Raw genomic sequence first — 26102 nt, forward strand, 5'->3', positions numbered from 1 at the left:
AACTTACCGCGCGTGGGCAAGGTCTACAGAACCGCAAATCGAGTCATCTATTTCCAGAGGTTCTAAGCAATGGCAGCAGTACAAGTCGGACATTTTCATGCGCGGGACGCCGAAGGTCGCGTCTATTCGGTGTATGAATTCCAGGAGTCGACCCCGTCGCCGGAAGGTAATGGCAAGGAGCCTGTCACTACTTACAAGTTGGCCATCGGGGACCGGGTCAACAAAGTGGACAATGACCGGTTTGTACTGGTGCAGTCAGGGATCGAACTGACACGCGAACCCGAAACCTCCATCGCCTCGTAAGTTGAGCAGAAGTCGTACCTGGACTTGGGTTAGGATTCAGCCACTCAATGGCTTTCCCGCCCAACATGGACTTGCTGCATGCGTTTACGCCACATCGAAGTGATCCAGGCGCTGTTGCAGACCGGCCACCTCGGCACGGCGGCCGAATGGCTGCAGCTGCCGGCGGCTGACGTCGAAGCGATCCTGCGCGACGCCGAGGCCCAGTTGGGTTTCATGCTGTTCGCCAGCGTGCGCGGTCGCCTGCAAGCCACCCGGGAAGCATTGGCGCTGCGCGAAGGCATCACGGGCGTGTATGACGCTCTCGACCCGGTGCAGCGCCTGGCCAGTAGCCTCAAGCATCACCAGGCCCCCGCGCTGCGGATCATCTGCACGCCGCCACTGGCCCAACAGCTATTGCCCCGAAGCCTGGCAGCCCTGCGTCGCCGTTACCCGGACGCCCCCTGCACCCTGCTCAGCCAGCCCACCCGCGAGATCGTCCGTAGCCTGCTGCTGCGCGACAGCGATCTGGGCCTGAGCCTGCACGATCCCGAGCACCCCGATATCCATTGCCAGATGATCGCCCAGGGCAAACTGCAATTACTGGCCCCCCACGGCTGGCTGCAACCCCGGCAAAAGTACGTTTCGCTCCAGGACCTGGCGGGCCAGCCGCTGGTGGGACTGGATGGGCACGACCCGCTGAGCCCGGCATTCGAGAATAAACTGGGAGGGCTGCGTCCGGCGCCGCTGGTCCAGATCCGCGTGCAGACTCACCAGATGATGCGCGCCATGGTCGAGGCCGGCGAAGGCCTTGCCATCGTCGACCCGTTTACGGCCTCAGGCGCCAAGGGCAGCGGGCTGGATGTGTGCCCGGTGTCGCCGGCGGTGCCCATCTGCCTCTACGCGCTGCACCTGAACGGCACGGCCCCCTCGCCCACGCTCCTGTCACTGCTGGAGCTGGTCAGGGAACAAGCCGAGGCGTTGCTGAGCCATTGACCGACATGCCCACCGGATCATCGAACAACCGGTACCAGAACAACGCCACTTCGGCGGTATGCCGGTCGATGCCGCGATAACGCAGTTGGTCGATGCCGCCCAGCACATAGCCGCAACGCTCATAGAGCCGGCAGGCGCCGAGGTTGTTGTTCTGGGTTTCCAGCATGATGCCCGGCAGTTTTTTCTTGCGGCTCCAGAACTGGGCGACATCGAGCAAGGCCTTGGCCACGCCATGGCGACGGGCCGGGGCATGCACCGCCAGTTCGTCGATATGGGCAAAGCCGTTCCAGTTGGTGCTGATCACCAGGTGACCCACCGGCTGGTCGTCCAGGTACGCCATGAAGATTTCGCTGTCGGGGGCATCGTGGAAGCCGCTGAACTCTTCGGGGTCGATGCCATAGCACTTGCGGTAGGGAACGATGGGGGTCACAGGCCACTGGCTCACGGGACAGCCGATCTGCGCCGCCCCGTAGGCACTGACTTCGAAGCTGAAATCGCTGCCCCAGATATAGGTCGCGAAGCCGTCATCGACGACCCGCACTGACAAGCCGGGGTGTTTCGGATTCATCACCGGTTGCATACTGGGGAAGCCCTCATTCCTTGAGACAATCAACGGCCCATTGCCATCCATTGCCCTTGCCTTTGGAATCTTCATACATCAAGCGGGTATCCATGGCCTGCTCGTCACCTCAGGTTAGAAGGTCGTTGCGATTGTGGCGAATGAATGATGCCCGATCCTGTGGCAGCGAACCGGCTCGCCGAGGGTGACACCCCGGGCATCGGTGCGATGCCCGGGCACTGCTGTCGCGAACGAGCTCGCGCCCATGGGTCGAACGATCAGTTTGCCGAGGCTTGTGATTGCACCAGTTGCGTCCACAGTGCCGGAGCGCCAGCGGATTTGGCGATGGCTTCCAGACGCGCGGCATGTTCGGCCAGGTCGCTTTCGCTGGCGCGGATGATCCGGCTCGGCGTGCGATCGGCCGGCAAGCGGCGGATTTCCGAAGCCTTGTTGCCCGAGCCTTCGCCGGTACCGTTGCCGTCCGAGGCGTTGCCGGCCAGGGACAGGCTGGTCTGGCCGCCGGTCATGGTCAGGTAGACGTCGGCCAGGATCTCGGAGTCGAGCAATGCGCCGTGCAGTTCACGCCCGGAGTTGTCGACGCCATAGCGCTTGCACAAGGCATCGAGGCTGTTGCGCTGCCCCGGGTGCCGTTCTCGGGCCATGACCAGGGTGTCGAGGATGGTGCAGTGCTGGCTGATGTCGGCCCGGTCGTGCTGGCCCATCAAGGCGAATTCGTTGTTGATGAAGCCAACGTCGAACGCCGCGTTGTGGATGATCAGCTGTGCGCCCTGGATGAACTCGAAGAACTCGTCGGCCACTTCGGCGAAACGCGGCTTACCCACGAGGAATTCGTTGGTGATGCCGTGGACGCCGATGGCCCCCTCGTCACTTTCCCGGTCCGGTTGCAGATAGACGTGAAAATGACGACCGGTCAGGCGCCGGCCGATCAACTCGACACAACCGATTTCGATAATCCGGTGACCATCGGTCACCGGCATGCCGGTGGTTTCGGTATCCAGTACAACAGATCTGTTGGCCATCAGTGTTCAGCTCTCAACGGGCAGTCTTGCAAAAGCGCGGATGTTAACACGCTCCGAGGGAGTTGCTGGCCGCAGCTTTTGTGGGCAGGGTTGCATCAGGCCTGCTTGTAGCCACGCACCTCGTCCACCCCGCGATTGGCCAACTGGTCGGCCCGTTCGTTACCGTGGTGGCCGATGTGGCCGCGCACCCACTTCCAGGTGACGTTGTGGCGGTTGACCTGTTCGTCCAGCAGTTTCCACAGGTCGGCGTTCTTGACCGGCTCCTTCGCAGCGGTCTTCCAGCCGCGCTTCTTCCAGTTCGCCATCCACTCGTTGATGCCTTTCATCACGTATTGCGAGTCGGTCACCAACAATACGTCGCAGGGCCGCTTGAGTTCCTCCAGGCCACGAATGGCGCCCATCAGCTCCATGCGATTGTTGGTGGTGTTGGCTTCGCCGCCCCAGAGCTCTTTTTCCACGCCCTTGAACACCAGCAACGCGCCCCAGCCGCCCGGGCCGGGATTGCCCTTGCAGGCGCCGTCAGTGAAGAGTTCTACGCTATCGCTCATGCCAATCTATCCAGAAAAATGCAAAGGCCTGCCGGCCGGGACCGGCAGCGCCCCAGGCCGGAAGCCGGCCCGACGGTATCAGAAAAGGGTCAGGGCTCGATGTGGCGGCGATTGACCTTGGCCATCGGCAAGGGAATCAGCTTGCCCATCGGCTCGCGACGCACCTGGCGCACCGGGCGCAGCCCGACCGCGATCTTGCGCGCCACCAGTAGATAGAAGCCGCCACCGGACAGTTGCCAGTCACCGGCCCTGCGCTCCCAGCCAGCCAGGCGAGCCTGCCACTTGGGTGACGCAAGCGGCGGACGATAGCACCCGAAGCGGCGTTTCTCCAGCGCGAAACCCAGCAGGTTGAGCCAGTCGCCCACCCTCGACGCCGAGATGCAACGGGCCTGGCGCAAGGCGTCGTGGGCGAACACATGCCGCAAGCCCCAAGTGCTCCAGGGGTTGATGCCGATGATCACCAGGTGCCCGCCGGGCCGCACGCTGCTGGCGGCTTCACGCAGCAGGCCGTGGGGCGACAGGCAGAAATCCAGGCCGTGCTGCATCACCACCACGTCGGCGGCGTGCTCGCTCAACGGCCACGCCTGTTCCTCGCAGACGATCTCGACCCCCGGCAAGGGCGCTCCCAGGCGCACGTTGCGCTGGACCTGCGGCGCCGACGGCGGCGTCTGCGCCGACGGACCGTAATGCACCAGGTAGCCGCCGAAGAAACGCCCTAGCTCGTCTTCGAGCATGCGCCGTTCTTCTTCCAACAGGAATTGCCCGACAGGGCCGGACAGCCATTCACGGGCCGCGCTGATCAGCGCCAGCCATTCAGGATCAGCCTGAGCGAACGCTTCATCGGTCATTTGCATTCTCCAACGCGCCAGGAAGTTCTAAGATGCGCCTTTGTTTTCCGCTTGGCGAATTCCGCGATGATACAGATCAGTGCCCTGCCCGCGTTCACCGATAACTACATCTGGTTGTTACAGGATCACGCCAGCCGCCGCTGCGCGGTGGTAGACCCGGGTGACGCCACGCCGGTGCAGGCCTGGCTCGAAGCACATCCGGGCTGGGTCCTGAGCGAGATCATGGTCACCCACCATCACCATGACCATGTCGGCGGCGTCCAGGCGCTGAAAAGCGCCACCGGCGCCAGAGTCTATGGCCCGGCCAGCGAAAACATCCCGGCGCGGGACGTGCCCCTCGAAGACAACGACCGCATCAGCGTGCTCGACCTGGACTTCGATGTCTACGCCGTGCCTGGCCATACCCTGGGCCATATCGCCTACTACCACCGTGGCCTGCTGTTCTGTGGCGACACCTTGTTCGCCGCCGGTTGCGGGCGCCTGTTCGAGGGCACGCCGCAGCAGATGCATCGCTCCCTCGGCCGGCTCGCCGCCTTGCCTGAGGATACGCTGGTCTATTGCACCCATGAATACACCTTGAGCAACCTGAAGTTCGCCGCCGCGGTGGAGCCCGACAACCCGGACATTGCCGCCCGTCTGGAAAAAGTCACCCGCCAGCGCCACGATGGCGTGATCACCCTGCCCTCGACCCTGGCCCTGGAAAAACTCACCAATCCATTCCTTCGCACGACTGAAACATCCGTTAAACAAAAAGCAGACGAACGGAACGGCCAGCGAAACGGGACGCCGAGCGAGGTTTTTGCGGCCTTGAGGGCCTGGAAAGATAAGTTCTAAGCCCCCCGTATGTTGATACAAAAATTCTGAACGGTTGACCTGTTGGGGTGCGCTTCCTAGAATCGGCCGACATTTTTGCCCGGAACTTACTTCCAGCCAATGTCGTCATCCATACGTAAGTCCGTTCAGTCCGACACATTGACCCGCTTGGCTCAAGCCATCGCGGTGGCCGTGTCCGCCACCCTGGCGGGCTGCCAGAGTTCGGGCCAGCTACCCCAGGCCGATACGGCCCAGGCGCCGAAGAACATGGCCGCCCGGGCCAAGCAGAAACCCGTCTGGCTCAGCGAGAAGCCCAGCCCCCAGGTTCCCCAGGATATCTGGGAGCGCATGCGCCAGGGCTTCCAGCTGCAGGAAACCGCCGGCGTGAACCCGCGCATCGAGCAACAGCGCCTGTGGTTCGCCAGCAACCCGTCCTTCCTCGAAGGCGCCGGCGAACGCGGCAGCCTGTACATGCACTACATCGTCGAACGTCTCGAAGAGCGCAACATGCCGCTGGAGCTGGCCCTGCTGCCGGTGATCGAAAGCGCCTACAACCCCATGGCCTATTCCCGGGCCAACGCCGTAGGGCTGTGGCAGTTCATCCCGTCCACCGGGCGCTACTTCAACCTGCGCCAGACCCGCTTCTATGATGGGCGTCGCGACATCACCGCCTCGACCACGGCCGCCATGGACTACCTGACGCGCCTGCACGACATGTTCAACGGCGACTGGTTGCTGGCCCTCGCCGCCTACAACGCCGGCGAAGGTACCGTCAGCCGCGCCATCGAACGCAACGAAAAACTCGGCCTGCCCACCGACTACTGGAACCTGCCGCTGCCGGCGGAAACCCAGGCCTACGTGCCCAAGCTGCTGGCACTGTCGCAGGTGGTGCTGTCCCCCGATGCCTACGGCGTGAACCTCAACCCGATCGCCAACGAACCTTATTTCCAGGTCGTCGAGATCAACCAGCGCATGGACCTGTCCAAGGTCGCGGCGGTGGCGAACATCGACGAAGACGAGCTGTTCCAGCTCAACCCGGCCTTCAAGCAGCGCACCACCATCGACGGTCCGCAGCACCTGCTGGTTCCTACATCCAAGGCACAGCTGCTGACCGCCAGCCTGTCGACCATGCGTCCGGAAGAACTGATCAGCCAGCGCTCGCTCAAGCCGGTCTTCGAAAACGTCGACGACAGCGAATTGGAAGGTGCCAGGCGCACCTACCGCGTCAAGCGCGGCGACAACCTGGCCCAGATCGCCAAGGCCAACAATGTCCAGACCAAGGACCTGCAACGCTGGAACAAGCTCAGCGGCAACAAGCTCAAGGTCGGCCAGACCCTGGTAATGCAGGACACCAGGGCCACGAAGGGCACCGGCAAGCGCATCAACACCGTGGTGGCCGCCAACAGTGGCAAGAACAGCAAGGAAAAGACCAAGCAGACCCAGTACAAGGTTAAGCAGGGTGATTCGCTGTATGTGGTTGCCAAGCGGTTCAACGTCGAAATGCAGCATCTCAAGCGATGGAATCCGCGAATGGGCAAGGCCCTCAAGCCTGGGCAGATGCTGACGGTCTACTCCCCTCACTGACCGAGGGGCTCCCTGTGGCGAGGGGATTTATCCCCGCTGGGCTGCGCAGCAGCCCCAATGGACGGCGTCTCAGACAAGACGCGGGGTCGGTTCGCGCCCCAGCGGGGATAAATCCCCTCGCCACAGGTTCGGCGTTCGCCGGCCAATGGCGTAGCAGACTGGGCCCACCCGCTGCCCCCGCCTTTTTCCTGCCGATACAAGCTGTTACTGTACAGGCCATAAAAGCCCAAGCCGCCTGGATCGGATCTCAGACTTGATACGTCCCCTCCTCCTGTTCCTGATCAGCCTGGCCTTGAGCTCCCCTGCCGGTGCGGCCATCAGCGAAAGCCATGGCTATGCGCAATTCGGCACGCTCAAGTACCCGGCCAGATTCACCCATTTCGACTGGGTCAATCCGCAAGCCCCCAAGGGCGGCACCTTGCGGGTCATGGCGTTTGGCACCTTCGATACGCTCAATCCCTACACCTTCAAGGGCAGCAGCCCGGTGTCCACGCCGAATTTCCTGCAATACGGCATCAACGAGCTGAACGAGCCCCTGATGGTCGGCACCGGCCAGTACGCGCCTTCCGGCGATGAGCCGACCTCCAGCTACGGCCTGATCGCTCAATCGGTGGAGTACAGCGATGACCGAAGCTGGGTGGTCTTCAACCTGCGACCCGAAGCACGTTTCCACGACGGGGTGCCCATCACCGCCTACGACGTAGCGTTTTCCTACCGAACGCTGCTCAAGGAAGGCCATCCGCTGTACCGCACCAATCTGCAGGAAGTGCTGCGGGTGGATATTCTCAACCCGTTGAAAATCCGCTTTGTCTTCAAGCGCGCGGGCAACCCGCTGTTGATCCTGCGCCTGGGAGAACTGCCGGTACTGCCCCAGCATTACTGGAAGGACCGCGACTTCAAGGCCACCACTTTCGAACCACCCCTGGGCAGTGGGCCTTATCGCATCACCCAGGTGCAGCCGGGCCGCCAACTGGTGTTCGAACGGGTGAAGGACTATTGGGGCAAGGACCTGCCGGTCAATCGCGGCAAGTACAACTACGACCGGATGGAAGTGGAGTTCTATCGTGACAGCGACGTGGCCTTCGAAGCCTTCAAGGCTGGAGAGTTCGATATCTACATCGAGCACCAGGCCAAGAATTGGGCCAACGGCTATGACTTCCCGGCGGTCAAGCGTGGCGACGTGATCAAGGCGCAGATTCCCCACCGGATCCCGACCCAGACCCAGGGCCTGTTCATGAATACCCGACGGGGCACCTTTGCCGACGCCAGGGTGCGTGAAGCACTGGGGTTGATGTTCGATTTCGAGTGGACCAACCGCACGCTGTTCAGCGGCGCCTACAAGCGCACCCTCAGTTACTACCCCAACAGCGAGTTCTCCGCCAGCGGCCTTCCGGTGGGGCACGAATGGCTGTTGCTCAAGCCCTACCGCGAACAACTGCCCCCCCGGCTGTTCACCGAACCGTTCAGCCTGCCTCAGACCGACGGTCGCGGCATCCCCCGGGACACCCTGCGCAGGGCCCTGGCGCTGCTCAAGGAAGCCGGCTGGACACTCAACGGCCAACGCCTGCTCAATGCCGACAGCCAGCCCCTGCGCTTTGAAATCCTGTTGGTCAATCCGAACCTGGAGCGCATCCTGCAGCCTTACGTGGGGAACCTTGCCAGCATCGGCATCCAGGCTCGCCTGCGCACAGTGGACCGTGCCCAGTACAAGCAGCGCCTGGACCAGTTCGACTTCGACATGATCCTCCTGACCCTGGGCCAGACCCTCAGCCCCGGCCTGGAGCAATGGCAGTATTTCCATTCCAGCCAGGCTTCGGTCAAAGGCAGTAAGAACTATGCCGGGATCGCCAACCCGGTGGTGGACCATCTGCTGGAAAAACTGCTGGCGGCCCGGACCCGGGACGAGCAGGTCGCCGCCGGCAAGGCCCTCGACCGGGTGCTGCTGTGGCAGCACTATTGCATTCCCAACTGGTATCTCAACTACCATCGCCTGGCCTACCATGACCGGTTCGCCTTCGTCACCACGCCGCCCTACACCCTGGGCCTGAGCGCGTGGTGGCTGAAATCTTCGGAGAAAGATCAATGAAGCCTTTGCGCGCCCTGCTCCTGCAGGCCGGTGGCCTGATGTTCGCCGGGCTGGCCTGCGCCGCCCCGCAGCACGCCTTGACCCTGTACAACGAACCGCCGAAATACCCGGCCGATTTCAAGCATTTCGACTACGTCAACCCCGACGCCCCCAAGGGCGGGATCTTCCGCCAGGGCGGATTTGGCGGCTTCGACAGCCTCAACCCGTTCATCAGCAAAGGCGTGCCGGCCGATGACATCGGCCTGATCTACGACACCCTGGCCAAGCAAGGCCTGGACGAACCCTTCACTGAGTACGGCCTGATCGCCGGGAAGATCGAGAAAGCCCCGGACAACGCCTGGGTACGCTTCTACCTGCGCCCCGAGGCCCGCTTCAATGACGGCCACCCGGTGCGTGCCGAAGACGTGGTCTTCAGCTTCCAGACCCTGACCAAAGACGGCGCGCCGATGTTCCGGGGCTACTACAACGACGTGGCCGAAGTGATCGCCGAAGACCCGCTCAAGGTGCTGTTCAAGTTCAAGCACACCAATAATCGCGAACTGCCGCTGATCCTCGGGCAATTGCCGGTATTGCCCAAGCATTGGTGGGCCGAACGCGACTTCAACAAGGGCAACCTGGAAATTCCCCTGGGCAGTGGCCCTTATCGGGTCGCCGAAGTGAAGGCCGGCCGTTCGATCCGCTATGAGCGGGTGAAGGACTACTGGGGCAAGGACCTGCCGGTCAACCGGGGCTTCTACAATTTCGATGTGCTGAGCACCGACTACTACCGCGACAACACCGTCGCGGTGGAGGCCCTGAAAGCCGGGCAGTTCGACTTCTGGCTGGAAATGACCGCCAAGAACTGGGCCAATGCCTACAACATCCCGGCCGTGACCGAAGGCCGGCTGATCAAGGAACAGATCCCCAACGGCAATCCCACCGGTATGCAAGGCTTTGTCTACAACCTGCGCCGCCCGGTGTTCCAGGATGTGCGAGTGCGCAAGGCCCTGAGCCTGCTGCTGGACTTCGAGTGGACCAACAAGCAGCTGTTCAACGGTGCCTATGCCCGCACCCGCAGCTATTTCGAGAACTCGGAAATGGCCGCCACCGGCCTGCCCAGCGAAGACGAACTGAAGATCCTCGAACCCCTGCGCGGCAAGATCCCCGAGCAGGTCTTCACCGAGGCGTTCCAGCCTTCGATGTGCGACGGCAGCGGCATGATCCGCGACCAGCAGCGCAAGGCCTACCAACTGCTGCAGGAAGCTGGCTGGCGCATCGTCGACGACAGGATGGTCGACGCCCAGGGCAAGCCGGTGGTGCTGGAATTCCTGCTGGCCCAGACCGAGTTCGAGCGGGTGCTGCTGCCGTTCAAGCGCAACCTGAGCGACCTGGGCATCGAACTGGTGATTCGCCGGGTGGATGTGTCCCAGTACATCAACCGCGTCCGCTCCCGGGATTTCGACCTGGTGGTGGGCAGCTTCCCCCAGTCCAGCTCGCCGGGCAACGAGCAGCGCGAGTTCTGGATGTCGGCCGCCGCCGACAAGCCCGGCAGCCGCAACACCATGGGCCTGAAGGACCCGGCGGTGGACCAGCTGGTGGAACAGTTGATCAACGCCGATTCACGCAAGAGCCTGGTGGCCCATGCCAGGGCGCTGGACCGGGTGCTGCAATGGGGCTACTACGTGATTCCCAACTGGCACATCAAGACCTGGCGCGTGGCCTACTGGAATCACATCGGCCATCCGAAGGTCACGCCGACCTATGACATCGGCACCACCACCTGGTGGGTCAAGCCGGACACCAAGCCTGCCGAAGAAGTGGAACACGTGATAGAAAAACAGAACAACGCTGCCTCGGCGAGCGTGGAGTAACCCGATGCTGGCTTATATCTTGCGGCGGCTGCTGCTGATCATTCCGACCCTGTTCGGCATCCTGCTCATCAACTTCGTCATCATCCAGGCCGCGCCCGGGGGGCCGGTGGAGCAGATGATCGCCAAGCTCGAAGGTTTCGAGGGCGCCACCAGCCGCATCGCCGGCGGCGGTGCCGAAGTGTCGGTGGCCGGCTCCAGCTACCGTGGCGCCCAGGGGCTGGACCCGGCGCTGATCAAGGAAATCGAGCGCATGTACGGCTTCGACAAGTCGGCCCCCGAACGCCTGTGGATCATGATCAAGAACTACGCGCGCCTGGACTTCGGCGACAGCTTCTTTCGCGACGCCAAGGTCATCGACCTGATCAAGGAGAAACTGCCGGTCTCCATCTCCCTCGGGCTATGGAGCACGCTGATCATGTACCTGGTCTCGATCCCCCTGGGGATCGCCAAGGCCACGCGACACGGCAGCCACTTCGATGTATGGACCAGTTCGGCGATCATCATCGGCTATGCGATCCCCTCGTTCCTGTTCGCCATCCTGCTGATCGTGGTGTTCGCCGGCGGCAGTTACTTCGACTGGTTCCCGCTGCGGGGGCTGACATCCAACAACTTCGACCAGTTGAGCATGGGTGGCAAGATCCTCGACTACTTCTGGCACCTGGCCTTGCCGGTGACCGCCCTGGTGATCGGCAACTTCGCCACCATGACCCTGCTGACCAAGAACAGTTTCCTGGACGAAATCAACAAGCAGTACGTGGTCACTGCCAAGGCCAAGGGCCTGACGCGCAATCGCGTGCTCTACGGTCATGTGTTCCGCAATGCCATGCTGCTGGTGATCGCCGGCTTCCCGTCGGCGTTCATCGGGATCTTCTTCACCGGTTCCTTGCTGGTGGAAGTGATCTTTTCCCTCGACGGCCTCGGCTTGATGAGCTTCGAGGCCGCGATCAACCGCGACTATCCGGTGGTCTTTGGCACGTTGTTCATCTTCACCCTGCTGGGGCTGGTGGTGAAGTTGATCGGCGACCTGACCTACACCTTTGTCGATCCGCGCATCGACTTCGAAAGCCGGGAGCATTGAGATGAACCTGTCCCCTCTCAATCGCCGTCGCTTCGAACTGTTCAAGGCCAACAAGCGTGGCTGGTGGTCGCTCTGGCTGTTCATGGCCCTGTTCGTCCTGAGCCTGGGCGCCGAGCTGATCGCCAACGACAAGCCGCTGGTGGTGCATTACGACGGTGGCTGGTACTTCCCGGCCCTCAAGCGCTACCCGGAAACCACCTTCGGCGGCGAGTTCCCGCTGGAGGCCAACTACAAGAGTCCCTACATCCGCGAGCTGCTGGCGGCCAAGGACGCCTGGGTGCTGTGGGCACCGATTCCGTTCAGCTACCAGAGCATCAACTACGACCTGAAGGTCCCGGCTCCTGCCCCTCCTTCGTCGGTCAACTGGCTGGGCACCGACGACCAGGGCCGCGACGTGCTGGCCCGAGTGATCTACGGTTTCCGGATCTCGGTGCTGTTCGCCCTGACCCTGACCCTGCTCAGTTCGATCATCGGCGTGATCGCCGGCGCCCTGCAGGGGTTCTACGGCGGCTGGGTCGACCTGGCCGGCCAGCGCTTCCTGGAAATCTGGTCCGGGCTGCCGGTGCTTTACCTGCTGATCATCCTGGCCAGCTTCGTCCAGCCCAATTTCTGGTGGTTGCTGGGGATCATGCTGCTGTTTTCCTGGATGAGCCTGGTGGATGTCGTGCGCGCCGAGTTCCTCCGTGGCCGCAACCTGGAATACGTGCGTGCCGCCCGGGCCCTGGGCATGCAGAACGGTGCGATCATGTTCCGCCATATCCTGCCCAATGCCATGGTCTCGACCATGACGTTCATGCCGTTCATCCTCACCGGCGCCATCGGCACCCTCACTGCCCTGGACTTCCTCGGTTTCGGCCTGCCGGCGGGCGCACCCTCCCTGGGCGAACTGGTGGCCCAGGGCAAATCCAACCTCCAGGCCCCCTGGCTGGGCATCAGTGCGTTCGCCGTGCTGGCGATCATGCTGAGCCTGCTGGTGTTCATCGGCGAGTCCGCTCGCGATGCCTTCGATCCGAGGAAGTGATATGAACCAGGACAACCTGATCGAAGTGCGCGACCTGGCGGTGGAATTCATCGCCGGCCACCACCATCAACGGGTGGTCGAAGGCGTCAGCTTCGACATCAAGCGCGGTGAAACCCTGGCCCTGGTAGGTGAAAGCGGCTCGGGCAAGTCGGTCACCGCCCATTCGATCCTGCGGTTGCTGCCCTACCCGCTGGCCCATCATCCCACCGGGACCATCCAGTACGCCGGGCAGGATCTGTTGAGCCTGAAAGAGAAGACCATCCGTCATATCCGTGGCAACCGGATCGCGATGATCTTCCAGGAACCGATGACGTCCCTCAACCCGTTGCACTCCATCGGCAAGCAGATCAACGAAGTGCTCGGCATCCACAAGGGCCTGACCGGCAAGGTGGCGACCCGCCGGACCCTCGAGCTGCTGGAGCTGGTGGGGATTCCCGAACCCCACAAGCGCCTCAAGGCCCTGCCTCACGAGCTGTCCGGCGGCCAGCGCCAGCGGGTGATGATCGCCATGGCCCTGGCCAACGAGCCGGAACTGCTGATCGCCGACGAACCGACTACCGCCCTGGACGTCACTGTCCAGCTCAAGATCCTCGACCTGCTCAAGCAATTGCAGGCACGATTGGGCATGTCGCTGCTGCTGATCAGCCACGATTTGAACCTGGTGCGAAGAATTGCGCATCGCGTATGTGTCATGCAGCGCGGTTGCATCGTCGAACAGGCATCGTGCGAAGAATTGTTCCGCGCACCGCAGCATCCGTACACTCGGGAACTGCTGGCCGCAGAGCCCAGCGGCAACCCGGCGGCCAACGTCGCCGGTCCGCCGTTGCTGCAGGTCGAGGACCTCAAGGTCTGGTTCCCGGTCAAGAAAGGCTTGTTCAAGCGGACCGTGGACTACATCAAGGCCGTGGACGGGATCCGCTTCAGCCTGCCCCAGGGCCAGACCCTGGGCATCGTGGGCGAAAGCGGTTCGGGCAAATCCACCCTGGGGCTGGCGATCCTGCGGTTGATCGCCAGCCAGGGCGGGATCCGGTTCGAGGGCAAGCAGCTCGACAGCCTGTCCCAACAACAGGTCCGGCCGCTGCGACGGGAGATGCAAGTGGTCTTCCAGGACCCGTTCGGCAGCCTGAGCCCGCGCATGTGTGTGGGCCAGATCGTCGGCGAAGGCCTGCGGATCCACAAGATCGGTACCGAAGCCGAGCAGGAACAGGCGATAATCGCCGCACTGGAGGAGGTAGGCCTGGACCCGGAAACCCGGAACCGCTACCCCCATGAATTTTCCGGAGGGCAGCGGCAGCGTATCGCCATTGCCCGGGCCCTGGTGCTCAAGCCGGCGTTGATTCTGCTGGACGAGCCGACGTCGGCCCTGGACCGCACCGTGCAACGCCAGGTGGTGGAGCTGTTGCGGTCGCTGCAAAGCAAGTACAACCTGACGTATCTGTTTATCAGCCATGATCTGGCTGTCGTCAAAGCGCTGAGCCACCAACTGATGGTGGTCAAGCATGGCCAAGTGGTCGAACAAGGTGATGCCCGCAGCCTATTCGCTGCGCCGCAACACCCCTATACACAGCAGTTGATGGAGGCCGCCTTCCTGGCCCCGACAACTGCCGAATAACCTGAAAGAGGAGCAACACATGGGTTTTCTCGCCGGTAAGCGCGTACTGATCGTCGGTGTCGCCAGCAAGCTGTCCATCGCATCCGGCATCGCCGCCGCCATGCATCGCGAGGGCGCTGAGCTTGCCTTCACTTATCAGAACGACAAACTCAAGGGTCGTGTCGAAGAGTTCGCGCAAGGCTGGGGTTCGAGCCCTGAGCTGTGCTTCCCATGCGACGTGGCCAGCGATGAAGAAATCGCCAAGGTCTTCGAGGAGCTGAGCAAGAAGTGGGACGGCCTGGACTGCATCGTGCACTCCGTGGGCTTCGCCCCAGGCGACCAGCTGGACGGCGACTTCACCGAAGCCACCACCCGCGAAGGTTTCCGCATTGCCCACGACATCAGTGCCTACAGCTTCGTCGCCCTGGCCAAGGCCGGCCGCGAAATGATGAAAGGCCGCAACGGCAGCCTGCTGACCCTGTCCTACCTGGGCGCCGAGCGCACCATGCCGAACTACAACGTCATGGGTATGGCCAAGGCTTCCCTGGAAGCCGGCGTGCGTTACCTGGCCGGTTCCCTGGGCCCGGAAGGCACCCGCGTCAACGCCGTTTCGGCCGGCCCGATCCGCACCCTCGCCGCTTCCGGCATCAAGAACTTCCGCAAGATGCTGGCCGCCAACGAAGCGCAGACCCCGCTGCGTCGCAACGTCACCATCGAAGAAGTCGGCAACGCCGGCGCCTTCCTGTGCTCGGACCTGGCGTCGGGCATCAGCGGTGAAATCATGTACGTGGACGGCGGCTTCAACACCACCGCCATGGGCAACATCGAAGAGTAATCTTCACCGCGCATGAAAAACGCCGCTCGTCCTGCAAAGGGCGAGCGGCGTTTTTCGTTCTGGCGACCCGCTGCGCCAGCGCGTGCGGCGTGCGGCGTGCGGCGTGCGGCGTGCGGCGTGCGGCGTGCGATGGCCATCATCGCGTCAATCAAAGATCACATTGCCATCAAATGGCCTTGCAAAACGACAATGGCCGACTAGATTCAGAATTGTCTTCCCAAGCGCAACCCGCCGCAGCGGGTCCCACCGAAAACGAGACTGCCTATCGACCCGAGAACCAGCCGACGACGCTTTTAAACATTGACACGGAATGAGTCAAAACACACAAGAGGGATGCTTGATGAAGCACAGCCGGTGGTATCGTGCGCTCTCGAAAAAAGGACCCGCCAAGCCGTTCTGGCTATCCTTGTTCTGCTTCTGTGGCCTGGTGATTGCCAGCTTCCTGTTGTTCGAACAACAGATCCAGGCATTCCTGACCCACCTGCAGTTGTACCTGCCCTCGACCTCCTCGCAAAAGCTCAACCTGGCCCTGTTGCTGATCGCCCTGCTGGCCCTGGACGTGGTGCTGCCGGTGCCTTCGAGCCTGGTGGCGCTGCTGGCCGTGGCAAGCCTGGGCAGCCTTGGCGGCTACCTGGTGATTTTCGTCGGCCTGTGCCTGGGGGCCGGCTTGGGGTATGCCTTGGGAGCCGGCTATTTCCGGCTGTTGTCCGGGCGACTGGGCCTGCACCAGCGCCAGCCGGGACAACTGGGGTACCGGTTGGGCACGCTGTCGCTGGTCTGCCTGCGGGGTGTGCCGGTGCTGGCGGAAACCTCGGTGGTGGCAGCGGGCATGCAGCGCTACCCGCTGCGTGCCTTCGTACCGGTGGTCGTGCTGGCCAATGCCGGCCTGGCCCTGGCCTACGCCGCCATCGGTAGGTTCCTTGTCGAACAGAACGCCCTCCTGGTGACAATCCTGGCCAGCATGGTCCTGCCCGGCTTGTTCATCGCCGGCTACAGCCTGCTCAAGACCTTTCGCAAGCGCGACGCGCAGCAGCCCCTGCACGGGCGCTTCGAGGTCAGCTACGACTATCCGGTGGTGTTCACCGATCACCTGTTCGATCCGTCCAATCCCTGTTTGCATCAGCAGCTCAGCGCCCGTCAAGACAAGCCGGTGAAGGTGCTGGTGTTCGCCGATGAACAGTTGCTGCGCAGCAATCCGGCACTGCAGGAACAGATCGATGCCTATTTTGTCCGCCATCCCGCGGACCTGCGCCTGCTGGCAGCGCCCATTGCGGTTCCGGCCGGTGAGTCGAGCAAGGATGCACAGGTGTTGCAGCAGCTCTACACCAACATGCTGCACCACGGGCTGGATCGGCATTGCCATGTGCTGGCACTGGGAGGCGGGGCAGTACTGGATGCGGTTGGGTATGCCTGCGCCACCTTCCACCGCGGCATTCGCCTGGTCCGCGTCCCCAGCACCGTCCTCGCCCAGAACGACGCCGGGATCGGCGTGAAGAACGGCATCAATGCCTTCGGCCAGAAAAACCTGCTGGGGGCGTTCTACCCCGCCACCGCCGTGATCAACGATTTCCAGTTGCTGGGCAGCCTGGGCCGGCGCGACCAGATCGCCGGGTTGGCCGAGGCGGTCAAGGTGGCGCTGATCAAGGACGCGGCGTTTTTCCAATGGATGGAGCAACAGGCCGACGCCCTCGCCCACTTCGATCACGAGGCCAGCCGGCACGCCATCCGCCGCTGTGCCGAGTTGCACCTGGCCCACATCACCAGCGCCGGCGATCCCTTCGAACGCGGTAACGGTCGCCCCTTGGACTATGGCCACTGGGCCGCCCACAAGCTGGAAAATCTCAGCCAGCATCGGTTGCGCCATGGCGAAGCGGTGGCGGTGGGCATCGCCCTGGATGGCCTCTACGCCAACTTGCTGGGCCTGCTGAGCGATGCCGACGCCGAACGTATCGTGGGCCTGCTGCTCAGGCTCGGCTTCAGCCTGAACCCACCGGAACTGAGCCTGAAGGATCCCCAAGGCCGCCCGCTGCTGTTGCTGGGCCTGGAAGAGTTCCGTCAGCACCTGGGCGGCGAGCTGTCCATTCCCATGCTCTGCCGCATCGGAGAATCGCTGGATGTGCATGAGATCGACGCCACGCGGATGGAGCAGGCGCTACGGCGGCTGTCCGGTCTCGCCGATCCGGTCCCGGCATTGAGCGAGGGTTGGGTACGATGAGCCAGGCATCGCCGGACCTGAAAACCTGGATGACCCTGGGCCGGGTTTCCAACCTGCCCACGGTGTGGACCAATACCCTGGCCGCCGCCCTGCTGGCCAGCAGCGCCGGGGCCCTGGCGCCACCGTCTGGGGCGGTGTGGGTCTTGCTGCTGGCGGCCTTGTCGATGCTGTACCTGGCCGGCATGTTGTTGAATGACTTGCTGGACGCCGACTGGGACCTGCGACACCACAACCCGCGCCCCATCACCCTCGGGCTGGTCAGCCGCCAGCAGGTCGGGCTCGCCTGCGCCCTGTTGCTGGGGCTGGCCGCCGTTGCCGTGCTGGGCCTGAGCCGGCTGATCGACCAGCCATACTGGTTGCTGGGCGGCGCCCTCCTGCTGCTGGCCTGTATCCTGGGCTACAACCTGCTGCACAAGAAATACGCCCACAGTGTCTGGCTGATGGGGGCCTGTCGCTCGGCACTCTACCTCACGGCGGCCGCCAGCCTGGCGGTGCCGCCGGAGCCCATCTGGCTCTGCGCCGTGTTGCTGGGGGTGTATATCAGCGGCCTGACTTACCTGGCCCGCCAGGAACACCGCAACCAGTTGCTCAGCCGCCTGCCGCTGATCCTGATGCTGAGCCCGCTGACCCTGGCGATCCACAACGATAATCCCTGGTTCTGGCCCGTGCTGCTGCTCTGGCTTGGCTGGCTGGGCTGGCATTACCGACGTCATCTGGCCGACCCTCGGCAACGGCGGGTCCGCACGTTCATCGGCGCCGGGCTGGCGGCCTTGCCACTGTTCGATGCCCTGGTACTGGCGGTGGCCGACCAGCCACTGGGCAGCCTGTCATGTGTCCTGGTGTTTTTGCTGCTTCCCCACTTCCAGCGCTGGATCAAACCGACATGAACAAGGACATTGCCGGGCCTTCATCGACGGCTCTTGAAATGCGCCGGGACAGTCTGGAGCAACAGCGCCAGACCTTGCTCCAGCACCTCGACGAGGCCGGCCTGCAGTGGTGGCACCAGGCACTGGAACAGCTTGCGCAACGCCCGGATGCCACGAGCGCGGCTCTGTTGAGCAGCCAGTGCAAGCGAGGCCTCAAGGAAGACATATGGACCCACGGTACCGGCTGGAGCCATGTGCAACTGGCGCGGGCGCTGTTGCTGGCCGAGGTCCTGGAGCGGCAACCCGCCACCGGCCAGTTGCCCTTGCTGCGCCAGTTGTTCCTGTGGGGCGACGATCAGGAAAAGATCGCCCTGCTCAAGGCCCTCGACTGGCTCGACAGCCAGGGGGTGTGCGTAGAGCTTGCGCTGCAAGCCGGGCGTACCAGCAACAGCCAGGTGTTCGCCGCCCTTGCCCTGGACACCCTCTATCCTTCGCGCCACTACGACGACCGGGCCTTCCATCAACTGGTACTCAAGGCACTGGGCATGGGGCTCGATGTACGTCGCCTGCTTGGCCTGAAGCAACGCCAGAGTGTCGCCCTCAATCAACTGGCCCTCGATTTGCTGGCCGAACAGCTCGCGGCCGGGCGTACGGTATCGGCCGGCCTGCCCCTGGCGATTGCCTTCGACTTGCTCAGCCCGGCGCAGCGCCAGCGCCTGGAAGGCCTGGCCCGACAGCAACGCTTGCCGCCGCAATGGCGTGAACACCTGACCGGCCCCTAGCGAACCTCCGTTCAACGATCCCCTGCTCTATTGATGAGGATGCATCATGCCTAAATATTTCGACCCGCATATCCATATGGTCAGCCGCACCACGGACGACTATCAGAACATGGCGGCTGCCGGCATAACCGGCGTCATCGAGCCCGCGTTCTGGCAAGGCCAGGCCAGGACCAGCGTCGGCAGCTTCATCGACTATTTCGACACGCTGTTGGGGTGGGAACGCTTTCGCGCCAGCATGTTCGGCATCCACCACTTCTGCACCATCGGCCTGAACCCCAAGGAGGCCAACGACCTCTCGGTGGCCAATGAGGTGCTGGAGATCCTGCCACGCTACCTGGTAAAGGACGGCGTGGTGGCGGTGGGCGAGATCGGCTATGACGACATTACCCCCGAAGAAGACCGTTTCCTGGCCGCCCAGTTGGAACTGGCCAAGCAGTTCAACCTGCCGGTGCTGGTCCATACCCCCCACCGGGACAAGATCGGCGGCACCAAGCGCACCCTGGCGGTGATTCGCGAGATCGGCATCGCCGAACACCTGGTGATCATCGACCACCTCAACGAGCTGACCTTGCCCCTGGTGCTGGACACGGACTGCTGGCGCGGCCATTCCATCTACCCCAACACCAAGATGTCGGAGCAGCGCATGGTCGCGTTGCTCCAGCAGTACGGCACGGAAAAGATGGTGGTCAACAGCGCCGCCGACTGGGGCATCAGCGACCCGCTCAAGGTGCCCAAGACCGGCGAGGCGATGCTCGCGGCCGGCTTCAGCGAGGCCCAGGTGGAACAGGTGCTGTTCCATAACCCGGTGGATTTCTTTGCCCAGAGCGGGCAACTGGACAAGACCCTGGTCGGTACCCCGCTGCCCATCGACCAGCGCAAGCAATGGCAGGACAACTCGACCCTGCGGGGCCAGGAACCGGTGGTCAAATGAAGATCGAGACCGGTTGGCATGCCGCGCAGATCGGTTATTGCAGCAACGTGCACCCCACACCGGACCTGGCCAGCCTGCGTGCGTCCATCGCGGAGCATTTCCAGGGCGTTCGCAGGCTGCGCGGGCTCGACGAACAGGACAGCGGCCTGTGGATCAGCGCCCTCGCCGCGCGAGAACTGCAGCAGGCGTCGGCGCGCCGGGACTTCCTCCACCTGCTGCGACACAACGGGTTGCGCCTGACCTCCCTCAACGGCTTTCCCTACGGCCAGTTTCATCAGGGCGCAGTGAAAGCCGAGGTCTACCAGCCCCACTGGGCCGATCCGCGGCGACTGGAATACAGCGTGAATCTGGCACGGATCCTCGCCCAGGCGCTGCCACCTGACTGTTCCCAAGGTGTCATCTCCACCGTGCCCCTGGGCTACGCCGCCCACTGGAACGGGAATTTGCAGCAGCGTGCCGAGCATCAGCTGCGCCAGCTCACGGCTTCCCTCGCCAGGCTCCACCTGGAGACGGGCAAGAAGATCGTGTTCTGCCTGGAGATGGAGCCGGACTGTGTGCTGGAAAACACCGGGCAGGCCATCGCCTTCTTCCATCGGCTGCAGGCCAGGGACCCCCACCACGACCATCTGGCGCTGTGTTTCGACGTGTGCCACCAGGCCGTGGTCTTCGAGGACTGCTACCAGTCTCTGGACCGGTTGCGTCAGGCCCGGGTGCCCGTCGGCAAGATCCAGCTGTCCAATGCCTTGATCTGTCGCCTGCCCCAGGCCCTCGATCGGCGCAAACAGGTGCTCGACGCCTTGGGGGGCTTCGCCGAAACCACCTATCTGCACCAGGTGAAGGCCCAGGATGAGCAAGCGCGTCTAAGGGCCTGGGCCGACCTGCCCATTGCCCTCGGCGATTGCGCAGACCCTCGGCAGCAGCAACATGCCGAACTGAGGATCCATTTCCACATCCCGCTGTTCAGCGAACACTTGCTGTTGCCGGAGCTCAGCGGCAGCCAGAACGCCCTGTCGCGAACCTTCGACTACCTTGCCGACCATGGGGATTTTCGTCCGGTCCTCGAGGTGGAGACCTACAGTTGGGGCGTGCTGCCTGCCCAACTGCGACCCACCACCGCCCAGGCCCAGCTCCAGGGCATCGCCAGGGAACTGCATTGGGTCGAAGAGCAATTGCGCCACCGGCAGTTGCTGCATTCCCAGGCCCGGGAGGTGTACGCCAATGCACGCTGAGCGCCCTCGTCAACCGCTGCTGCTGATCAATGTGGTAGGGCTGACGCCGGCGCTGCTCGGCGCGGCGACGCCGCACATCAATGCCCTGTTGCAGAAGGCCAGGATGGCCTACCTGCAACCGGTCTTCCCGGCCGTCACCTCTACGGTGCAGGCCTCGATCCTGACCGGGCAGGCACCGTCGGAGCACGGCATCGTCGGTAACGGCTGGTATTTTCGCGACCAGGCCGAAGTGCGGTTCTGGCTGCAACCCAACACCCTGGTCCAGGGCGAGAAAATCTGGCAGACGCTGCAGCGCCAGTTGCCCGGGTTTCGCTGCAGCCAGTTGTTCTGGTGGTACAACATGTACGCGCAGGTGGACGCCGCCATCACCCCCCGTCCGCACTACCCCGCCGACGGCCGCAAACTGTTCGGCCTGTACTCCTCGCCGGCGAGCCTGCATGAGCGGATCGAACAGCAGATCGGCCAGTTTCCGTTCCAAAGTTTCTGGGGGCCGGCGGCCGGCATCGCCTCGAGCCGCTGGATCGTCGATTGCGCCATCGCCGAATTCGGGATCAACCGGCCCGACCTGCAATTGATCTACCTGCCGCACCTGGACTACAGCCTGCAACGCCTCGGCCCCGACGATCCGTCCATCGTCGATGAAGTCCGCGCCATCGACCACGAAGTGGGTCGCCTGCTGGCGTTTGCCCAGGCACAAGGCGCGGCGGTGATGCTGCTCTCCGAATACGGGATCGAAGCCGTCCACCAGTCGGTGTCCATCAACCGCCTGTTGCGCTCGCAGGGCCTGTTGCAGGTGCGCCAGTCCCTGAGCTGGGAACTGCTCGACCCGGGCGCCAGCGCGGCCTTTGCCGTGGCCGATCACCAGGTCGCACACATCTACGTCAAGCAGCCTCGGGACATACCACGGGTCAAGGCATTGCTGCAGCGGCAAGCGGGCATCGAGCAGGTGCTCGATAAGGACGAGCAACGGACCTGGCATCTGCATCACCCGCGCAGCGGCGAGCTGGTCGCTGTCGCCTCGGCGGACTACTGGTTCGATTACTACTACTGGCTCGACGACCGCAAGGCACCGGATTTCGCCCGCACCGTGGACATCCATCGCAAGCCCGGCTACGACCCGCTGGAGCTGTTCATCGACCCCACCATTCGTTTTCCCAGGCTGAAGGTGGCGCGCCGCCTGTTGCAGAAAAAACTCGGATTTCGCTACTACATGGACCTGATTCCGCTGGACACCGGGCTGATTCGCGGCAGCCATGGCCGGCTGCCCACCAGCGAGGAAACCGGCCCGCTGCTCATCACCAATTGTGATCTGCCGTTACCCCAGCACCTTGCGGCCACGGCGGTGAAGCAACTGCTCCTGGAACACTTCCTGGGGCGCTCTCCTACCGACACGGCCAATGCCAAGGAGCTTCCATGCGGCGAGCCATTTCCATAACCGTTCTCAGTGCCCTGGCCGGTTTGGCCCAGGCACAGGACAACGACAGCTTTAATTGCAGCGACTTCCTCACCTACGGGACAGACGTTGACGCGACGCGTAAAGCGTTCAAACAAAGCCCCGAGGCCATGGCCTGGAACTGGTTCGTCTGCCTGAACCAATCCGACGCCCGGGGTTACAACCGTCAATGGGAGTCGTTCAAGCCCTCCGACCAGGTCTATCTGGCCAACGGCGCCAACCCCGGTTCGTACGACAGTCGCATGCGGCTGCCGGACGAGGTGATCAGGCAAGCCAACGCCCTGGGTCTGAACTCGAACCGAGTGCTGCACAACCTCAATGCCACCCAGCAGGTCGACGGCCTGAGTCTGGAAATGGGTGGTGCCGCCGTGCCTGACACACAAAAAGGTCACGTCGTGCGTTTTCAACTGCTGATGGGCCAGGACACCTACAACTACATCGTCAAGAACAATGTCTACAACATGAACGGTCAGGATGCCCTGTCGAGCAGCCTGAACTTTCCGGCTACAGCCTGGGAGTTGAAAGCCGCCTGGCTGTGGATCGGTGCGGACATGGCCTACAAGAAGAGGCTGGAAAGCGACGGCTACTATGTCGCCCAGGCCTATTACCCGGTGGGCACCGGCTACAGGGTCGGCTATGCGGCGTTGAGCGGCTTGCACGTGGTCAACAAGCTGACCTCCAGCTGGGTCTGGACCACCTTCGAAAACGTCAACAACTCCAAGTACACCGTGACCAAGGGCCAGCCATCGGCGCCGATGAAAAACCAAACCGGGCCGACATCGGCTGCGATACCGGTCAATACACAATTCCAGGCCAGTCAACCAGGACTCTCGAAGTACGAGCTGATCGGGGTGGAATACCAACGCATTACCCAGGTCCTGGCGAACTCGCAATTGGAATCGGCGTTCCAGGACACATCGTCCTGCCTGGCCTGCCACGACACCGCCGCCTACTCGAAGAACAGCGGTTATTTCAATTTCGCCATCCCGACCCAGGGCGGGCTCACCTACCCCACCACGCCGCTGTCGGAGAAGGACTTCACCGGCTACAACAAACTGGATTTTGTCTGGTCGCTCAAACGCGCCCAGTGGCAACGCTAAGGAGAGCACGACATGAGCGTACTGAATTTCCCCCGCATCTACCTCAACGGCGAGATGTTCTGGAACCCGCCAACGGCCAATAACAACGACAAGTTCCCGCTGTATGACGCGGTGAAGATGGACATCAATTGGCCGTTCGTGAAGCACTTCGGCATTGACCAGCACAACGCCCCCGACAGACTGATGCCATGGACCGTCTCCACGCAGTACATGGCTCACATGCCGACCTATGTGCAGCAGGTACCAGGCAATGTCGATCTGAACCATGACCCGTACATGCCGGCCGAATGGGATCTGTTCGGCGATAACGGTTGCGGCCTGGTGAACTACGGGAAAACAACGTCGACCGTCATCGGCGGCGAACTGCAGCCCAATACTTACATCGACCATGATCCGCTGGTGGGCGCGCCCTACCAGTTGCTCGGCAGCCCCCTGGGCAGCTCCACCCCCACTGCGGCGCGCTTCGTGGATATCAGTCCATGGCAGAACACGTTCACCGCATTGTATTTCGACAAACTGGTGCTGGGGGGTACGTCCTGCGGCCTGACCCTCAACCGCAAGTACCGGATGATGGACCGTTTCCTGAACTTCGGTTGGGGAGCCCTGGGTGGCCTGGTGAACGTCAGCACCACCTGGCAGACCTGCTTCCCCAAGGAGAACCTGGAATGGGTAATCGGCAAATCGTCCCTGCTGGCCAACCTCCAGCAGCAGATGGAGCAGCAAGGGGCACAGGGCCTGATGTTCCGCTTTTGCGTCTACCTGACCTGCTACGACAGGAACGGCATATTCAATGATTACCCGCAGAGCGTGAACACCCGCTCCAACGACCCGAACGTCATGGCGAAAGTGCGTGACCTGTACAACAAAGGCTTGAAAAACGTCAACGAGATTTTCTTCAACCCCGCCTACAGCCGCACCTCGGCAGTCCTGGGGCTGTGGTTCGCCAACGAATACCCCACCGCCCCTGCCGGGCTGCGCCTGGTGCCCGATCAGGAGGTGTCGATGAGCAAAGCACATTCCCAGGAGACCAAAAAAGTCAAGTTGGGGGTGATTTCGGCACAGATTAACGACTACACCCTGTCACTTGACCTGGGCAATACCTTTCCGAGCTATCCCGTGGATGACACGGCTGATATCCCCGTCCCGGAAAAATTCAATGCCGGTACCTACCACCTGGGCGCCGAAAAGGATGGAAAATTCAAGCCGGCGGTCATCTTGAGCTTCGCGCAATACCAGCAGGCTGCCTTCAACCAGCGCTCGGGTATCCTCGATATTCCCCTCGATGACTATACCAAGGGCATATTGGAATCCGGTCCGCTGATTCTGCGTCAGTTGGGCCTGTACAGCGCTCCCCAGACCGTCGCCGCCACCCAGCAGACATGGACCGCCGAAGTGATCGAGAGCGGCGGCTTCATCGACGTCGGTGACCGCAAGACGCTGAGCATCATGGTGCAGAAAAACGGCCAGCCGGCTGCCAACACCACGTTGTATGTGGCGGAGTACGGCAATCCCTACATGGTGACCACCAGCAACTATTACCTGGCGTTCAGTAACGCGGTCGACTTCACGCTGTTCTACGACAACCCGCCGGACCGCACCCAGAACACCGCCTGTCTGCCGCAGTTCACCGACGTGCCCCCGGTCGCACTCTATCGCAGCACCGGTAGCGGTCGCGGGCTGACCGACCTGCAGGACGTGTCTCAACCCGTAGGCAATCCGGTTGCTTATCAGAACTTTCTCAAGGTTTCCGGTACACCGATAGCCGTCGACCTGCGCCCCTGCCTGGTCTTTGAAAACCCCCAAACTGGCACCGGTACACTGCAGGACAATAAGGCCAGCGTCAGTTATTCCTACGCCATTATCACCACCAACGCCCAAGGCATCGCCCAGGTAGGCTGCCGGGCTGTGGCGCCGGGTTTCCCTACCTTGCGCTTCTTCGTGCAGGAGAATGGCAAAAAACCGGTCATTCCCTTCAGCTTTCCACTCACCCAGGCCTTCGTCGATTTCCTCGCGCCAATACGGGTGCTGCCCGTGGACATGCCGTTGCAACAGGAATTCGTCGACACCTGGAACGCCATCTACGAGGACACGGATGCCCCGGAACAACTGTGGAACACGTTCATCTATCCCAAGATCCTGCAAACCTTCTATTACCTGTACCCCATCATGAACAAGTTCATGCCGCTCAATTCCCGGACGCGCGTGGAGGGCGCCGTTGACCAATTGATCCTGCTGATCAGCAAGGATTACCAGGACCACAGCACCCTTGCGATGCCCATCACCCGGGACATGTCCCAGAGCCGTCGCGCCATATTGGAGCTGTGGGCCAAGCGTCTGGTGAAACTCAATTACCCCCCCAGGAAACTCAGCATGAGTGACTACAACGGCCTCTGACGAG

General features: G+C 62.6%; 22 protein-coding genes. 18 read left to right on the forward strand and 4 right to left on the reverse strand.

The window, feature by feature from the left end; all coding sequences use genetic code 11:
* Window positions 1-69: 69 nt before the first annotated feature.
* Both BW992_RS22550 and BW992_RS22555 read left to right on the forward strand, forming a co-directional pair.
* On the forward strand, window positions 70-303 hold the full coding sequence (locus BW992_RS22550) for a hypothetical protein (protein WP_072394788.1): 234 nt from the start codon (window positions 70-72) through the stop codon (window positions 301-303).
* A 78-nt stretch (window positions 304-381) separates the two neighbouring features.
* A complete protein-coding gene (locus tag BW992_RS22555) occupies window positions 382-1275 on the forward strand; it encodes a LysR family transcriptional regulator (protein ID WP_072394786.1) in 894 nt (297 codons plus the stop codon).
* Here BW992_RS22555 and BW992_RS22560 read toward each other — a convergent pair.
* The 4 genes from BW992_RS22560 to BW992_RS22575 all read right to left on the reverse strand — a co-directional run bounded on the left by BW992_RS22560 (window position 1241) and on the right by BW992_RS22575 (window position 4270).
* Window positions 1241-1855, reverse strand: a complete 615-nt coding sequence (locus BW992_RS22560) for a GNAT family N-acetyltransferase (RefSeq protein WP_072394784.1) — start codon at window positions 1853-1855, stop codon at window positions 1241-1243. The genes BW992_RS22555 and BW992_RS22560 overlap by 35 nt on opposite strands.
* A 257-nt stretch (window positions 1856-2112) precedes the next feature.
* The gene (gene dnaQ, locus BW992_RS22565; protein ID WP_072394782.1) at window positions 2113-2874 is read right to left on the reverse strand and encodes a DNA polymerase III subunit epsilon; all 762 of its coding nucleotides are present in this window, start codon (window positions 2872-2874) and stop codon (window positions 2113-2115) included.
* 95 nt (window positions 2875-2969) lie between these two features.
* A complete protein-coding gene (rnhA, locus tag BW992_RS22570; protein ID WP_047700958.1) occupies window positions 2970-3422 on the reverse strand; it encodes a ribonuclease HI in 453 nt (150 codons plus the stop codon).
* Between the two features lie 89 nt (window positions 3423-3511).
* Window positions 3512-4270 (reverse strand): class I SAM-dependent methyltransferase, encoded by a 759-nt coding sequence (locus tag BW992_RS22575; RefSeq protein WP_072394780.1) that lies wholly within the window; start codon window positions 4268-4270, stop codon window positions 3512-3514.
* Between the two features lie 66 nt (window positions 4271-4336).
* Between BW992_RS22575 and gloB the strand changes: the two genes are divergently transcribed.
* From gloB to BW992_RS22655, 16 genes are all read left to right on the forward strand, one after another.
* Entirely contained in the window at window positions 4337-5104 is a 768-nt protein-coding gene (gene gloB, locus BW992_RS22580) for a hydroxyacylglutathione hydrolase (protein ID WP_072430579.1), read from the forward strand.
* 99 nt (window positions 5105-5203) lie between these two features.
* Window positions 5204-6667, forward strand: coding sequence for a transglycosylase SLT domain-containing protein (locus BW992_RS22585; protein WP_072394777.1), 1464 nt, complete (start codon window positions 5204-5206; stop codon window positions 6665-6667).
* Window positions 6668-6920: 253 nt separating this feature from the next.
* On the forward strand, window positions 6921-8753 hold the full coding sequence (locus BW992_RS22590) for an extracellular solute-binding protein (RefSeq protein WP_072430524.1): 1833 nt from the start codon (window positions 6921-6923) through the stop codon (window positions 8751-8753).
* Complete coding sequence (locus tag BW992_RS22595) at window positions 8750-10603, forward strand: extracellular solute-binding protein (protein WP_076407135.1); 1854 nt, start codon at window positions 8750-8752, stop codon at window positions 10601-10603. Before BW992_RS22590 ends, BW992_RS22595 begins: the two co-directional genes overlap by 4 nt.
* A 4-nt stretch (window positions 10604-10607) precedes the next feature.
* Window positions 10608-11681, forward strand: coding sequence for a microcin C ABC transporter permease YejB (locus tag BW992_RS22600; RefSeq protein WP_072394771.1), 1074 nt, complete (start codon window positions 10608-10610; stop codon window positions 11679-11681).
* 1 nt (window position 11682) lies between these two features.
* Entirely contained in the window at window positions 11683-12702 is a 1020-nt protein-coding gene (locus BW992_RS22605; RefSeq protein WP_072394769.1) for an ABC transporter permease, read from the forward strand.
* A gap of 1 nt (window position 12703) precedes the next feature.
* On the forward strand, window positions 12704-14314 hold the full coding sequence (locus BW992_RS22610) for an ABC transporter ATP-binding protein (protein WP_072394767.1): 1611 nt from the start codon (window positions 12704-12706) through the stop codon (window positions 14312-14314).
* A 19-nt stretch (window positions 14315-14333) separates the two neighbouring features.
* Entirely contained in the window at window positions 14334-15128 is a 795-nt protein-coding gene (fabI, locus tag BW992_RS22615) for an enoyl-ACP reductase FabI (RefSeq protein WP_053153864.1), read from the forward strand.
* Between the two features lie 340 nt (window positions 15129-15468).
* Window positions 15469-17343, forward strand: coding sequence for a 3-dehydroquinate synthase (locus BW992_RS22620; protein ID WP_072394764.1), 1875 nt, complete (start codon window positions 15469-15471; stop codon window positions 17341-17343).
* Window positions 17340-18230 carry a UbiA family prenyltransferase gene (locus BW992_RS22625; RefSeq protein WP_072394763.1) on the forward strand — a complete coding sequence of 297 codons (891 nt, stop codon included), beginning with the start codon at window positions 17340-17342 and terminating at the stop codon, window positions 18228-18230. Before BW992_RS22620 ends, BW992_RS22625 begins: the two co-directional genes overlap by 4 nt.
* Window positions 18227-18991, forward strand: coding sequence for an EboA domain-containing protein (locus BW992_RS22630; RefSeq protein ID WP_072394759.1), 765 nt, complete (start codon window positions 18227-18229; stop codon window positions 18989-18991). The genes BW992_RS22625 and BW992_RS22630 overlap by 4 nt, the downstream gene beginning before the upstream one ends.
* Window positions 18992-19037: 46 nt before the next feature.
* Window positions 19038-19922 (forward strand): TatD family hydrolase, encoded by an 885-nt coding sequence (locus tag BW992_RS22635; RefSeq protein WP_072394757.1) that lies wholly within the window; start codon window positions 19038-19040, stop codon window positions 19920-19922.
* Complete coding sequence (gene eboE / locus BW992_RS22640; RefSeq protein WP_072458418.1) at window positions 19919-21151, forward strand: metabolite traffic protein EboE; 1233 nt, start codon at window positions 19919-19921, stop codon at window positions 21149-21151. Before BW992_RS22635 ends, eboE begins: the two co-directional genes overlap by 4 nt.
* Window positions 21141-22586 carry an alkaline phosphatase family protein gene (locus BW992_RS22645; protein WP_072430521.1) on the forward strand — a complete coding sequence of 482 codons (1446 nt, stop codon included), beginning with the start codon at window positions 21141-21143 and terminating at the stop codon, window positions 22584-22586. The genes eboE and BW992_RS22645 overlap by 11 nt, the downstream gene beginning before the upstream one ends.
* Complete coding sequence (locus BW992_RS22650; protein ID WP_072458420.1) at window positions 22565-23704, forward strand: hypothetical protein; 1140 nt, start codon at window positions 22565-22567, stop codon at window positions 23702-23704. The genes BW992_RS22645 and BW992_RS22650 overlap by 22 nt, the downstream gene beginning before the upstream one ends.
* Window positions 23705-23716: 12 nt before the next feature.
* Window positions 23717-26098 carry a hypothetical protein gene (locus tag BW992_RS22655; protein WP_072394749.1) on the forward strand — a complete coding sequence of 794 codons (2382 nt, stop codon included), beginning with the start codon at window positions 23717-23719 and terminating at the stop codon, window positions 26096-26098.
* Window positions 26099-26102: the final 4 nt, after the last annotated feature.

This window comes from Pseudomonas sp. 7SR1, from assembly GCF_900156465.1.
Classification (GTDB): domain Bacteria; phylum Pseudomonadota; class Gammaproteobacteria; order Pseudomonadales; family Pseudomonadaceae; genus Aquipseudomonas.

Bases quoted from the DNA above. Each gene is read 5' to 3' on its own strand.
- BW992_RS22560 (WP_072394784.1), bottom strand. From the start codon at position 1,855: ATGCAACCGGTGATGAATCCGAAACACCCCGGCTTGTCAGTGCGGGTC.
- BW992_RS22550 (WP_072394788.1), top strand. From the start codon at position 70: ATGGCAGCAGTACAAGTCGGACATTTTCATGCGCGGGACGCCGAAGGT.
- BW992_RS22630 (WP_072394759.1), top strand. From the start codon at position 18,227: ATGAACAAGGACATTGCCGGGCCTTCATCGACGGCTCTTGAAATGCGC.
- BW992_RS22575 (WP_072394780.1), bottom strand. From the start codon at position 4,270: ATGACCGATGAAGCGTTCGCTCAGGCTGATCCTGAATGGCTGGCGCTG.
- BW992_RS22600 (WP_072394771.1), top strand. From the start codon at position 10,608: ATGCTGGCTTATATCTTGCGGCGGCTGCTGCTGATCATTCCGACCCTG.
- gloB (WP_072430579.1), top strand. From the start codon at position 4,337: ATGATACAGATCAGTGCCCTGCCCGCGTTCACCGATAACTACATCTGG.
- BW992_RS22555 (WP_072394786.1), top strand. From the start codon at position 382: ATGCGTTTACGCCACATCGAAGTGATCCAGGCGCTGTTGCAGACCGGC.
- eboE (WP_072458418.1), top strand. From the start codon at position 19,919: ATGAAGATCGAGACCGGTTGGCATGCCGCGCAGATCGGTTATTGCAGC.
- BW992_RS22625 (WP_072394763.1), top strand. From the start codon at position 17,340: ATGAGCCAGGCATCGCCGGACCTGAAAACCTGGATGACCCTGGGCCGG.
- BW992_RS22655 (WP_072394749.1), top strand. From the start codon at position 23,717: ATGAGCGTACTGAATTTCCCCCGCATCTACCTCAACGGCGAGATGTTC.
- BW992_RS22650 (WP_072458420.1), top strand. From the start codon at position 22,565: ATGCGGCGAGCCATTTCCATAACCGTTCTCAGTGCCCTGGCCGGTTTG.
- BW992_RS22585 (WP_072394777.1), top strand. From the start codon at position 5,204: ATGTCGTCATCCATACGTAAGTCCGTTCAGTCCGACACATTGACCCGC.
- fabI (WP_053153864.1), top strand. From the start codon at position 14,334: ATGGGTTTTCTCGCCGGTAAGCGCGTACTGATCGTCGGTGTCGCCAGC.
- BW992_RS22595 (WP_076407135.1), top strand. From the start codon at position 8,750: ATGAAGCCTTTGCGCGCCCTGCTCCTGCAGGCCGGTGGCCTGATGTTC.
- BW992_RS22645 (WP_072430521.1), top strand. From the start codon at position 21,141: ATGCACGCTGAGCGCCCTCGTCAACCGCTGCTGCTGATCAATGTGGTA.
- BW992_RS22620 (WP_072394764.1), top strand. From the start codon at position 15,469: ATGAAGCACAGCCGGTGGTATCGTGCGCTCTCGAAAAAAGGACCCGCC.
- BW992_RS22635 (WP_072394757.1), top strand. From the start codon at position 19,038: ATGCCTAAATATTTCGACCCGCATATCCATATGGTCAGCCGCACCACG.
- dnaQ (WP_072394782.1), bottom strand. From the start codon at position 2,874: ATGGCCAACAGATCTGTTGTACTGGATACCGAAACCACCGGCATGCCG.
- BW992_RS22610 (WP_072394767.1), top strand. From the start codon at position 12,704: ATGAACCAGGACAACCTGATCGAAGTGCGCGACCTGGCGGTGGAATTC.
- BW992_RS22605 (WP_072394769.1), top strand. From the start codon at position 11,683: ATGAACCTGTCCCCTCTCAATCGCCGTCGCTTCGAACTGTTCAAGGCC.
- rnhA (WP_047700958.1), bottom strand. From the start codon at position 3,422: ATGAGCGATAGCGTAGAACTCTTCACTGACGGCGCCTGCAAGGGCAAT.